This window comes from Bacteroides sp. OF04-15BH, assembly GCF_003477995.1.
Classification (GTDB): Bacteria; Bacteroidota; Bacteroidia; order Bacteroidales; family Bacteroidaceae; genus Paraprevotella.
The window spans coordinates 1-12,983 of record NZ_QUEM01000007.1; the positions used below are offsets into that span (position 1 = coordinate 1).

Consider the following 12,983-nt stretch of genomic DNA (forward strand, 5'->3'; position numbering starts at 1 on the left):
CCTTCAGAGAGCAATCTCCGGAGGGATTCTTTTTTTGTATTTATTTTTTATAAATTGTCAATAAACCTTACAAAAGGATTTTTTTTGTTTTTCTTTCTTGTAAGTGTTAGAAAGACATTATTTTTGTGGAAAATTATACTGTAAATGAAGAAAACGTGGTTTGTACTGTTTTGTTTTACCTTTTTAGGTTCGGGCATGAAAGCACAAACGTATACTACAAAAAAGGTAAAGAGTGAAAAAGAGAAAACGATTTCTTTTCCTGATCGTTGGAGTATACGAACAAATGCAATTGATTGGATTGCAACAGTACCTAATATTGCTGTAGAATTTGATATTTCAGATTCTGTATATAATCGATGGTCTTTAGGAGCTGGTTTTAAATTTAATTATATTCCATGTTCTACAAATTTTTCTTCTCGTTTTACTTATAAACTTGGTGAGGCTAGGTTAGAAGCAAGAAGGTACTTTCGTTCTTATCAGATGTTTCCTTATCGCTCGAAGAAATCTAAAAAAGGTAATAAAGGGTGGTGGAGAGCATATTATGTAGGACCTTACGTGGGGTATAGTCGCTATGCAGTTCAGTTTTCCGAACCAAGTTACCAAGGAACGGCAATTAGCATAGGAATAACAGGAGGATATAATATTCCTTTGTATGAAACACGTCATGGCGGTTCTGTTGATTTGGATTTGGGTTTAAGCGTTGGTGCCCTTTATTTAGATCAGCAAAAAAATAAGAATGGTATGAATGTAATTGAATCTCGGGTATTGCCTTATCCGATGCTTACAGATTTGCGTATAGGTTTTGTATATCGTTGGCGTTCTGTACGTAAAAAGTATGTAGTTTTAAACGAAGAAAAGATTCTGGAGCGTCATACAGAGCGTCTTCTTAAAGAAAAACAACGATTGGAAAAGAAATATCAAGATAGTTTGCGCTTGGACTCCGTGCAGCGTGTAAAACAAGAGATTCGTATCAAAAAACAGAAGAAATAATCAGAATATAATGAAAAAGAGATTGTTCGGTTTCGCCCTCCTGATTCTGGTCTTTGCTATCAAGATGCAAGGCCAGTTGCTGTCGGTGAAAACCAACTTATTGAATTGGGGTTTATGTGCTCCCAACTTGTCTTTGGAGCTGGTTACCGGAGAGCGGCATTCGTTTGTTGTATCCGGTTCCTATATGTCGAAGTTGTACCAGAAATCTTTAAGAGGCTGGATGCTGATGCCAGAGTATCGTTTCTGGCTCAGTGGAAGACCTATGGTACGTACTTACTTGGGTGTAGCTGCTTTTGGAGGTAATTATAATGACCAGAGCGCTTTGATCCAGAAAGGAAAGAATCAGGAGGGAAGCTATGCCGGTGTGGCAGCTACCGGAGGTTATTCCTTTTATTTGGGCAAACGATGGAATCTGGAACTGACGGCCGGTGTTGGAGTTGCCATGACCCATCGCAGAGTCTATACTTCGGGGGAACCGAAACCAGAGTCTTTTGAACCGTTGAATTTTAGTGTCATTCCTGTGAATCTGGGTGTGACGTTGGGATATATTATAAAATGACACGATGAGAAAAATTTTAGTTCTACTCTTTTTGTTTGTAGCCTGTGGCAGTGTGCTGCGGGCGCAAAATCAGATAACCGTATCGGGTAAGATCCTGAATATGGAAGCCAATAAGGAAGGTAAGCGTAATCTTCCTTTTACGGATGAATTGGTTGAGGTATTTTCTTATGCCACCAAGGCAGATGCGGAAGAGGCCCTGAAGCTGATGGAGCAGCAGTTCAAGAAAGGTCTGCCCTATCATGGCCTTAAGGAAATTGATATAACCGAGGCCGATCCCTATACCGGATATTATGAGGTGAAAACTTATTCCAACGGATGGTTATTGGTTCGTGTTGGTTTGTCTTCAGAACTTCATCCAGTGGAGAATCAGTTTCAAATAGATTTTAAGATTCGCGGTGCCGTTGCTTTAGACCAGGTGGTGGTGCAGGCTCAAAATACTACTCCCAATGAATTGCAGGTGATTCCTGTGGCCACGGCACGTTTCGGAAACGTGTTGCCGTTGAATCTGACACTACCTATCGGAGAACATTATGGAAAAACCAATGCGCGGTTAGTTTATCAGCCGTTTGTGGTAGACTGCACTACTGATAAAATTGAAGCCTACGGACGTCCTTATGTTTTGGAAGGAAAGGAATACCATGCTACGCAGGAACGAAGAATGGGATATGACATTACTCGTGATACACTGCAAAGGTTTGTAGATCCTGAAAAGCAATTGTCAAAAGATGCTTTTGTGCTGAATTATGCGGATACGGTTTATTTGTCACATACAGACCGGAACTATGCCGTGTTCGGTTCGTTCTCTTTCGTGGATTATAATAATATCTATTATTCCAAGACTTCGATGGTAAATACTTGTCGGAATATTCTTTTGATGGATCTAATGGAAGTCCCCAAGTTTAAGCCATTTTATCTGGACTTTGAGGATTACAAGAAAATAGCTGAGCGCAAAGAGCGTCCTGTGCCTGGAGAGATACAGATAAACTTTCTGATTAATGAAGCTAAGCCAGATCTTACGGACTCTTCAACGGTAGAACAATTGAATGATCTGGTCGCTCTTTTGAATAATATTTCCTCTGGAGCGGTTTTAAGATCATTATCTATTGAAGGAGTATCTTCTCCTGATGGCCGTTATGCTTCTAATCTTAACCTTGCCCGTAGGAGAACGGAGTTCTTGCAGGATTTTATCAGTCAAAGACTTCACGTGAGTGGTTATGATAAAAAATCAGATGCCCGAGTCACTTCTTGGAAAGAGTTGGCCGACACAGTCATGGTTTATGATACATTGTTAGCTCGACAGTTGCAAAAAATCGTTGAAGTAGAAAAAGACCATGATCATACTTCTGTTGCTGTGAGACGTAGTGGATTAATGGAAAAATTGACTCCTTATTTGGAAAAAATGCGAAAGGTAACCTATACGTGCGTCTATGTGGTAAACCGTCCTTTGACTCCGGCTGAGATTTTACAAAAATATCGTGCCAACCCCGATGATTCGTTCTTGCCGTATGAATACTGGCATCTGTATCAGATGGTGAAAGATACGGCGGAGCTGGAAGTGCTGTATAAGAAAGGAGCAGCTGTGGCCAAGGCCTACGAAAACGGACGTCCGTGGGTGCTTCCGGAATGTTTGCTGGCTGCATCTTACATAAATAGGGATACTAGTGATTTAAGTCTTTTGGAACCATATGTGGATCGTACTCCGATATCTGTATCTGATAAGCGTCCAAAATTGAATTATATTAAAAAAGACTTTAATGGATATGAGACAATCATTAATCCTGAGGCTGTAGTTGCTAATTATTTAATTATGTGTTTAAAAGAGCACAATTATGAAAAAGCGAGTGTTGCTGCGCAGATTCTGGAGCAAGCTAAAAATAAGGATTATGAAGAGTTGATAGCTTTTGCATTATGTATGAGAGGTTCATTCTATAATAATTCTCAAGTATTTAAAAAGGTGGCAGCTATTTCACCTGTTAATGAAGTGATCTTAAATTTAATGATGGGTACGAATCGAAATAACATGTATGCTCAAGAGAGTTTAGAGAAATTATCCGATGAGACCCCGTTATATTGGTTTTTGAAGGCTGTTCTGGCAGACCGTATGGATCAAGGGCAGAATATGTCATTAGATTTACCGGAAGCGGTGAAATGTTTGGTCAAGTGCTTCCAGTTGGATGAGTCCTTCGTGGACAAGGCGTTGAAAGACGGTAGTTTAAGAGAGTCTACAGTGGATGAAGCTATTGCAGAATATGAAATGCAGAAAAAAAACTAGGAAGGAGCAGACAAAATGAAAAAGATACTGATCATAAATATATTGTTAGGCTGCTTCGTTCAGGAAGCTGCAGCGCAGAACACCGGTCTGTTTGACCAACGTCCGGATTATGGAAATGTTTTGGATTATGTGCGGGTGAAGCGCTATCGGCCGGCCGATTCGGCCTTTGTGGATACCACGGCTGCCAAGAACATTTATTTCTCTGTTTTTGGGTTGGGAGAGACCGCACGCCTGCAAAATCTTTCTTCCTATCGGAACATTTCTCCAGGTATAGGTGTCAGTCTCGGTAAACAGTTTGACAAGTTCAACTCCATGCGCTTGTCTTTCTCCTACCAGAAAGGACGACCACAGCTCGGGGCCAATATGATGGCTTACGACCGTTGGGATATGAAGGCTGATTATCTCTTCGATGCGACATCTTATCTGATGGGATACCGTCCGGGCCGTATCGGAAGCATTCATACCGTTGCCGGTCTGGGATTTACCTACGTGCCCGATGCGGCTCACCGCTATATGCCCCATTTCCAGACGGGATTGCATTTCCGCTATCATGCGGGCGACCATCTGTATTTGTATGCCGAACCAACCATGCAGCTGTATCCGTCGGCCGACAATGTCACCCCGATGAGAAACAGTATGCTGGCCTGGTCTCCTCGACTGGAGATCGGTGCTCTGTATAATTTCACCGCCCATCCGCTATATCGGGATGGATACAGAAACCAAAGCTGGATGGATCAGGTATTTATCCAGGGTGGTGCCGGATTCGCATTTATGGCTTCGGCATTGAAGGGACACGGTTCTCCGGCAAAAGGCGGTGATGCCTTTGTGAATTTAGGTAAATGGTATGGTATTCTCGGAGGCCGTTTAGGTCTGTTTACGCAGGCATGGCACAATACGGAGACCAGATACGACCGTGTGTATGGTTATCTCGGCGGTCGTGCCGAGGTGCTTTTGAATCTGAACCGTCTGTTCCGGCCGACTGTCCATCAGCCCAAAGTCGAAGTGAACGGTTTCTTGGGATGGACGTTGGGAGCTGTGGGCTACCGTTACAACCCTTCGTATGCCGACCGCATCAATATTTTTCAGGGGCCGACAGCCGGAGGTAACCTGATTTACTATCCGGTGCCACAGGTCGGTCTGATGCTGGAGGCACGCTACCAGCGGCCCAAGTTTGAGCGTACGCTGCCTAGCGGTGCGGAAAGAATTGGAGCGCAGAACAATCTGTCTGTGTCCTTAGGTCTGGAAATTCGTCGCCGCGATACGGAGTTCCAAGCATTGAAAGATGCCTACGGGTCTCAGTTCCGTCCTTACTGGTTCACCGAAATGAGTGGAGGCATCACCGAAGGCGTGCAGGCACTGACTTCTTCGGTCATCAAGGATAATATCGGCGGAAGCGGACGCTGGGCCTTCGGACGCATGTTTACCCCTTCGTCCGGTTTGCGCTTGTCTTTGGGAACAGCCAAACTGAAGACTTCCTACTCGGGAACGGCTTATCCGTTCTATCTGAATCTGGATTATCAGCTGGACATGCTGAATGTGCTGATGGGATATAATCCTGAGCGGAAGATGGATTTCAACCTGCTCGTGGGAGCCAATTATATACATAATGCGGTGCACGGAAAAGATGCCGTCGGTGTGAATCTGGCTTTGCAGCCCGGTGTGAGAATGGGCCAGCACTGGAATCTGTTCCTGGAGCCCGGACTGAAACTGTACAGAAAGAAAGCCTTTGAGGGTGCCAAGCGGATAAGAAACCTGAATGCCATTGCCGATTTGCAGTTGGGACTCCGCTACCGCTTCCATGAGTTTAACGGAACTTTTGGTGACTCGGAGAGAAAAGACTTTACCGATGGCCTGTTTGTACAAATGGCCGCCGGAATGAACAAGATTGCTCCGGCTGACCATGTGGGTCCGGGCGGAACGGCTAGAGTGTCTTTGGGCAAGTGGTTTAACTTCCTCGGAGTGCGTCTTTCGGCGTTCGGCACCTATACCTTTGACGACCGCAGCTATGCCGCTTTGTCCGAATGGCAGAACGAGCATACACAATATGTGGGAGGCCGTTTGGAAGGAATGCTCGCTCTGGCAGACTTCTGGAAGAAGACAGACGTAGCGCCGGTGGATGTGAATCTGATCGGAGGTTGGGTCACCGGAGTGGCCCGCAACAACAGTTCCTATAACCTGAAGAAGATTTCCGGCATGAACGGTTACTCTTTCAGTACTCAGGTAAAATGGAACATCACTCCTCATTGGGGCATCTTTGTAGAACCTCGTTTCCAACAGCTGTTCTACCGTTACGACAAGCAGTTTGCCGAGCGTTCTTATGCCGTGCAGTCCGTGCGCTATAAAACCAAGATGTTTGAACTGGAAGCCGGTGTGGAATTCCAGGGACGGGGCATGGAGCCGTATCGCACGTCGAAGGACAAGTTCCGCGGCGAAACCTTCGTGCAGGGAGAATATTCCGTGTCCTTGCCTTTCAAATTGCTGAACCGTGCCGGTCTGGACCATCGCGGCGGACTGGGTGTGGGACACCGCTTCACCCCGCTTTCCGGAGTCCGCTTTACGGTAGACTACGGACAATACGACGCTTTGGTGAAAACTCCGGTGACGACCTTGTCGGCCGACTATATGTTCTCGCTGATGAACTGGTTCTGCGGCTATGACCCGGCCAACAAGTGGCAGCTCGATGCCGTTGCCGGTTTCACCTATTCTTTCTCTAAGGATGCCTTGAACCGAGACTACAAGTCTGTGGCCGGAGTGCCCGGAATCAAGCTGGGAGTGCGTGCCGCCTATCGCTTCCTGCCGCAGTGGGGCATTTATCTGGAACCGCAGAATCTGTTCCGTTTTGGCAGACTGAACGAGAATTTCTGGATGTATCACAACCGTTTCTCAGAGACTCTGGGACTGAACGTGGGAGTAGAGTACCGGTTCTGACACGATGTTCTGAAAAAATCATCCTGATGAAGTGAACAGATCATTTCGATGAAATGCGCACTTCATCAGGATGATTTTTTTTGTGCGCATACAGAAAAAGATCGAAACAGCTTTTGTGAAACAATAAAAGGGCCGTATCTTCGTTAGAAAAATAAAAATGAATTGGATAAATCAAATTTCACGAACTAAAATAGGCCTGATTTTGCTGGCCATTGCCATTTCATCGGTATTCCTGATTTCTTCGCAGACGCTGGTGCGGGACCTTTCCGAGCAGGAAAAGACCAACATGTCTATCTGGGCCGAGGCGATGCGAAGCCTGAATCATGCCGACGAAGACACGGACCTGTCGCTGGTGCTGAAAGTTATCAACAGCAACTCCTCCATACCCGTGATTGTGCTCGATTCCTACGGAAACGTGCAGACCAGCCGCAATCTTTCTCTGAAATCTTCCACCCGTCAGGACAGTATTACCGAGATCAAACTCCGGGCCGAGAGGATGAAGCAGCAGGGACATCTGATCCGGATTGATATGGATGCGGCTTCGCCCGAGGCGCGGGATGAGTTCATCGAAATCTGTTATGACGACTCCATCTTGCTCAAGCGCCTGGCAGCCTATCCCTACGTACAGCTGGCTGTGGTCTGCGTGTTCTTCTTTGTGGTGCTGATGGCGCTGCTCAGTTCTAAAAAGGCCGAGCAGAATAAAGTGTGGGTGGGACTGTCGAAGGAAACCGCCCATCAGCTGGGCACTCCGATCTCCTCGCTGATGGCCTGGGTGCAGATCCTGAAAGAGAACTATCCGCAGGACGACTTGATTCCCGAGATGGATAAGGATGTGAAGCGTCTGGAAATGATTGCCGAGCGTTTTTCGAAAGTGGGGTCCATACCCGAACTGAAGGAAGAAGACCTGACACGCATTGTCCGTAATGTAGAAGAATACATGAGTGTGCGCATCTCGTCAAAAATCGTGATGCACACCGAAATGCCTTCCGGTCCTTGTCCGGTAAAGCTGTGCGCCCCTCTGTTTGAGTGGGTGGTGGAAAATCTGTGCAAGAATGCTGTAGATGCCATTGCCCGCGAAGGAGAAATCCGCTTACAGGTGACCGATGCCGAAGATACCTACTATATAGATGTGTCCGACACCGGAAAGGGAATCCCCAAGAAAGACTTCAAGGCCGTGTTCCGCCCCGGATTCACAACCAAAAAAAGAGGCTGGGGACTGGGACTGTCGCTGGCCAAACGAATCGTGGAGGAGTACCACAAAGGGAAAATTTATGTGCGTAAATCTGAGTTGGGACAGGGAACGACGTTCCGTATTGAGTTGAAAAAGTATTAAAATAATTTTTTTTGGTTCTTTTCTTTGTCTTTGTCCTTCATTTTTTATAAATTTGCAGCCCAAATGGATATATTAAACAGCTATAGGATTGATTTGAAGAACATGAAATCAGAAAAGGAAGAATTCTGGTTTCACCTTGATGATGTCTTTTTTCAGACTGTTGACGGTCCGGAAATCAAGAGCGGGGATTTGAAAGCCCATCTGCTCGTTCGCAGAACAAGCGGGGCCTTTGAGTTCCATATTGATGTGGAGGGCACGATACAGATACCGTGTGACCGCTGCCTGGATATGATGAGCCTGCCCGTAGAGACGGAAACCTTGATTAAGGTGCGTTTGGGAGAGGAATACGATGATGACGGCGAGTGGATCACCATTCCGGAAGAAGACGACGTGTTCGATGTTTCCTGGTTGCTTTATGAAATCATTGCCCTGGAGATACCCTTACAGCATGTGCACGAACCTGGAGCATGTAATGAGTCCATGATTAGCGCATTAGAGACTCACTGTGCAACGCTAGGGAATCCGGAAGCAGACGATTCGCCAGCCGAAGAAACAGACGCCGACAAGCCGATTGATCCTAGGTGGAATGAATTGAGAAAAATATTAGATAATAATTAAAGATTAAGTAAAATGGCACATCCTAAAAGAAGACAATCAAAAACGAGAACTCTTAAAAGAAGAACTCATGATAAGGCAGTAGCTCCTACTTTGGCCGTATGCCCAAATTGTGGTGAGTATTACATCTATCATACAGTATGCTCTGCCTGTGGTTATTACAGAGGCAAGTTAGCTGTTGAAAAAGAAGCAACTGTCTAATTAGCGAATAGAAGAGTAATAGCCAGAGAGTCAGCAGGCTCTCCGGCTACTTTTTTTTAGAAACTTCTGTGAAATGGAAAAGATAAATGCAATTATTACCGGTGTCGGTGGTTACGTTCCTGATTATGTGTTGAATAATGAGGAATTGTCGCGTATGGTGGATACCAACGACGAGTGGATCATGACACGTATCGGTATCAAGGAAAGAAGAATCTTGAACGAAGAGGGACTGGGTACCAGTTATCTGGCACGCAAGGCTGCCAAACAGCTGCTGCAGAAAACCGGTGTGAGCCCGCTGGATGTGGACTGCGTCATCGTGGCTACCACTACCCCCGACTACCACTTCCCTTCAACAGCTTCTATTGTGATCGGTAAACTGGGTATGGAGAATGCCTTTGCCTATGACCTGCAGGCTGCATGTAGCGGTTTCCTGTTTGCCATGGATACAGCATCAGCGCTCATCACCAGCGGACGTTACAAGAGAATCATGGTGATCGGTGCCGACAAGATGTCTTCTATGGTTGATTATACAGACCGCGCCACTTGTCCTATCTTTGGTGATGGTGCCGCAGCCGTATTCGTTGAGCCGACCACAGAAGATCTGGGATGGAAGGATTCTTATCTGCGTACCGACGGAAAGGGACTGCCTTTCCTGTGCATGAAGGCAGGTGGTTCTGTTTGCCCTCCTTCTTATTTCTCTTTGGACAACCGCATGCACTATCTGCATCAGGAAGGAAGAACCGTGTTCAAGTTCGCCGTGACCAACATGAGCGACACTTGTGCCCTGATTGCCGAGCGTAACGGACTGAACAAGGACAACATTGCATGGGTAATTCCTCATCAGGCCAATGTGCGTATCATCGAAGCTGTGGCCAACCGTCTGGAACTCCCGATGGACAAGATGATGATGAACATCCAGCGCTATGGAAATACCAGTGCGGCAACACTTCCGCTGGCTCTTTGGGATTACGAAAAGCAGTTGAAGAAGGGAGACAACCTGATCCTCACAGCTTTCGGAGCAGGATTCACTTGGGGAGCAGCCTACATGAAGTGGGGATATGACAGTTCCAAATAAAGACTGTTCGATATAATTTAAAATAACAGAAAAACGCATCGTTTTCAAGGTGCGTTTTTTTATTCAATAAAATCATGACTATGACACATAAAGCCGGATTTGTGAATATTGTGGGAAATCCGAATGTCGGAAAATCCACACTGATGAACCTGCTGGTGGGCGAGCGTATTTCCATTGCCACCTTCAAGGCTCAGACCACGCGTCATCGCATTATGGGTATCCTCAACACCGAGGACATGCAGATCTGTTTCTCTGATACTCCCGGAGTGCTGAAACCGAATTACAAGTTGCAGGAGTCTATGTTGAACTTCTCGGAGTCTGCCTTGCAGGATGCCGATGTCTTGCTTTATGTGACCGACATGGTGGAGACTCCGGACAAGAACGAATCCTTTTTGGAGCAGGTTTCCAAGATGAATGTGCCGGTATTGGTGCTGATCAACAAGATTGACCTGGCCGACCAGAATTCGTTGGGCGACAAGGTGGCCGTATGGCACGAGGTGTTGCCGCAGGCCGAAATCATCCCGATTTCCGCCAAATGCAAGTTCAATGTGGATGTGGTTCTGAAGCGAATCAAGGAACTGCTTCCCGACTCTCCGCCTTATTTCGGTAAAGACCAGTGGACCGACAAGCCGGCCCGCTTCTTTGTCACGGAAATCATCCGCGAAAAGATTCTGCTGTATTATGACAAGGAAATCCCTTATTCGGTAGAGGTTGTGGTAGAATCCTTCAAGGAAGACAAAAAATCCATTCATATTCACGCCGTCATCTATGTGGAGCGTGAGTCACAGAAAGGAATCATTATCGGCCATCAGGGTGTGGCCTTGAAGAAAGTGGCTTCGGAGGCCCGTAAGGAACTGGAACGCTTCTTTGGCAAGAGCATCTATCTGGAGACTTTTGTCAAGGTGGACAAGGACTGGAGAAGTTCCGACAAGGCCCTGAAGAACTTTGGTTATAACTTAGATTGATTAATAGGCTGTGAAGCCAAAACAGAACAAAATATGGGAAATTTAGTTGCTATTGTAGGACGCCCCAATGTCGGGAAATCTACTTTGTTCAATCGTCTGACCAAGACGCGCCATGCGATAGTCAGCGATGAGGCCGGAACGACACGCGACCGCCAGTATGGCAAGTCGGAGTGGATCGGCCGTGAGTTCTCAGTGGTAGACACCGGAGGATGGGTTGTCAATTCAGATGATATCTTTGAAGAAGAAATTAGAAAGCAGGTTACTTTGGCCACCGAAGAGGCTGATGTGATTCTGTTTGTAGTTGATGTGCATAATGGCGTGACCGATTTGGATGAGGCTGTTGCCGGCATCCTGCGTCGCACCAAGAAACCGGTAATCCTGGTTGCCAATAAAACTGATACCAACGACTTGATTTATAGCGCCGCCGAATTCTATGCCTTGGGATTGGGCGATCCGTATTGTATTTCTGCCGCTACCGGTAGCGGCACGGGAGACTTGCTGGACTATGTGGTTTCCAAGTTTCCGAAAGAGGCAAAGGAAGAGGCCGATGAAAACATTCCCCGTTTTGCCGTTGTCGGCCGTCCGAATGCCGGCAAGTCAAGTCTGGTCAATGCCTTTATCGGCGAGGAACGCAATATCGTGACCGATATCGCCGGAACCACCCGTGATTCCATCTATACCCGTTACGACAAGTTCGGCTTTGATTTCTATCTGGTGGATACAGCCGGTATCCGTCGTAAGAATAAGGTGACTGAGGATTTGGAATACTATTCGGTGATGCGTTCTATCCGTTCCATCGAAAACTCCGATGTGTGTATCCTGATGATTGATGCCACCCGTGGTATCGAGGCGCAGGACCTGAATATCTTCCAGCTCATTCAGCGTAACAACAAGAGTCTGGTGGTTGTGGTCAACAAATGGGATTTGGTAGAAGAAAAGACTACTGCGGTGATGAAAGAGTTCGAACTGGCTATCCGCAACCGTATGGCTCCGTTTGACGATTTCCCGATTATCTTTGCTTCAGCTTTGACCAAGCAGCGCATCTTCAAGGTGCTTGAAACTGCCAAGGATGTGTTCTTGAGCCGTAAGACCCGCGTGTCAACAGCCAAACTGAACGAAGAGATGCTTCCGTTGATCGAGGCCTATCCGCCACCATCCATCAAGGGTAAGTATATCAAGATCAAATACTGCATGCAGTTGCCGAACACACAGATTCCTTCTTTTGTGTTCTATGCCAACCTGCCTCAGTATGTCAAGGAACCGTATAAGCGTTTCCTGGAGAACAAGATCCGCGAACGCTGGAACTTCTCCGGAACACCGATAAATATATTTATTAGACAGAAATAATGAGATTCAGCCGGTCGTTTGTTGCAATATCCATTGTGCTGTGCGTGCTTTTGAGTGTCTTGTCCTGCAAAAAAGAGTCGCGGGAAGATGCTGCGGCGCAAATGGCTTTAACCTGCTATCAGCATTTGATAGCCGAGGAATATGATGCTTATCTTCAGGCAATGGTGGATTATGAACACATGCCTGCATCATATCGTGAGGAACTGAAAGCCCTGTTGGCTCAGTATGTCCGGAAAGAAATGACTGAGCGCGGAGGGTTCTCCAACGTAACGGTCAATTCCGATACGATTATAGGAACGCGTGCCAATGTGTTCTTGCAGGTAAAGTTCAAGGATGACTCAACGGAAGAAATTTCAGTTCCCATGATTTATGTTGGGAATGCCTGGAAGTTGCAATGACCGGAGCCGATACGGATTTTTTGAATTATATTCATGATCGCGGGTGTGTCCTCAGACACATCCGCGATTGCGTTTATATATGCAAGATTTTTCTGTTTCGGACGTTGCGGGACAGTACCGGCAATCTGAAATTTGTCCGGTTTGTGTAGAATTGTAATATGTTTGTAAGAACTTAATTTTTAATAATGGGTTAATCTTCTATAAACTGTATTCTTATACTATTGTTATTATTGTGTATTCATTTCATTTTTGTATCTTTGTAAGCAAATTGTGTGATACAATTATTACTAACTGCAAGAA

11 protein-coding genes are annotated in these 12,983 nt (G+C 46.0%); all 11 read left to right on the forward strand.

The annotated features are described in order from the left end of the window. The first annotated feature begins 144 nt into the window (after positions 1-144). Positions 145-990 (forward strand): DUF3575 domain-containing protein, encoded by an 846-nt coding sequence (locus tag DXA74_RS04450; RefSeq protein WP_118525625.1) that lies wholly within the window; start codon positions 145-147, stop codon positions 988-990. A gap of 10 nt (positions 991-1,000) precedes the next feature. Then, a complete protein-coding gene (locus DXA74_RS04455) occupies positions 1,001-1,549 on the forward strand; it encodes a DUF3575 domain-containing protein (protein WP_118525626.1) in 549 nt (182 codons plus the stop codon). A 4-nt stretch (positions 1,550-1,553) separates the two neighbouring features. Continuing rightward, positions 1,554-3,821, forward strand: a complete 2,268-nt coding sequence (locus DXA74_RS04460) for a hypothetical protein (RefSeq protein ID WP_147401031.1) — start codon at positions 1,554-1,556, stop codon at positions 3,819-3,821. A gap of 15 nt (positions 3,822-3,836) precedes the next feature. Continuing rightward, positions 3,837-6,749, forward strand: coding sequence for a hypothetical protein (locus DXA74_RS04465; protein WP_118525628.1), 2,913 nt, complete (start codon positions 3,837-3,839; stop codon positions 6,747-6,749). Positions 6,750-6,906: 157 nt separating this feature from the next. Further along, entirely contained in the window at positions 6,907-8,082 is a 1,176-nt protein-coding gene (locus tag DXA74_RS04470; protein WP_118525629.1) for a PAS domain-containing sensor histidine kinase, read from the forward strand. A gap of 63 nt (positions 8,083-8,145) precedes the next feature. Then, positions 8,146-8,700: a DUF177 domain-containing protein gene (locus tag DXA74_RS04475; protein WP_118525708.1), complete on the forward strand. Its 555-nt coding sequence runs from the start codon at positions 8,146-8,148 to the stop codon at positions 8,698-8,700. Between the two features lie 12 nt (positions 8,701-8,712). Next, a complete protein-coding gene (rpmF, locus tag DXA74_RS04480; RefSeq protein ID WP_118525630.1) occupies positions 8,713-8,898 on the forward strand; it encodes a 50S ribosomal protein L32 in 186 nt (61 codons plus the stop codon). 73 nt (positions 8,899-8,971) lie between these two features. Further along, positions 8,972-9,973, forward strand: coding sequence for a beta-ketoacyl-ACP synthase III (locus DXA74_RS04485; protein WP_118525631.1), 1,002 nt, complete (start codon positions 8,972-8,974; stop codon positions 9,971-9,973). 80 nt (positions 9,974-10,053) lie between these two features. Continuing rightward, positions 10,054-10,938, forward strand: a complete 885-nt coding sequence (gene era, locus DXA74_RS04490) for a GTPase Era (protein ID WP_118525632.1) — start codon at positions 10,054-10,056, stop codon at positions 10,936-10,938. A gap of 33 nt (positions 10,939-10,971) precedes the next feature. Further along, entirely contained in the window at positions 10,972-12,285 is a 1,314-nt protein-coding gene (gene der, locus DXA74_RS04495; RefSeq protein ID WP_118525633.1) for a ribosome biogenesis GTPase Der, read from the forward strand. Further along, complete coding sequence (locus tag DXA74_RS04500) at positions 12,285-12,683, forward strand: DUF4878 domain-containing protein (RefSeq protein WP_118525634.1); 399 nt, start codon at positions 12,285-12,287, stop codon at positions 12,681-12,683. The genes der and DXA74_RS04500 overlap by 1 nt, the downstream gene beginning before the upstream one ends. The last annotated feature ends 300 nt before the right edge of the window (positions 12,684-12,983 follow it).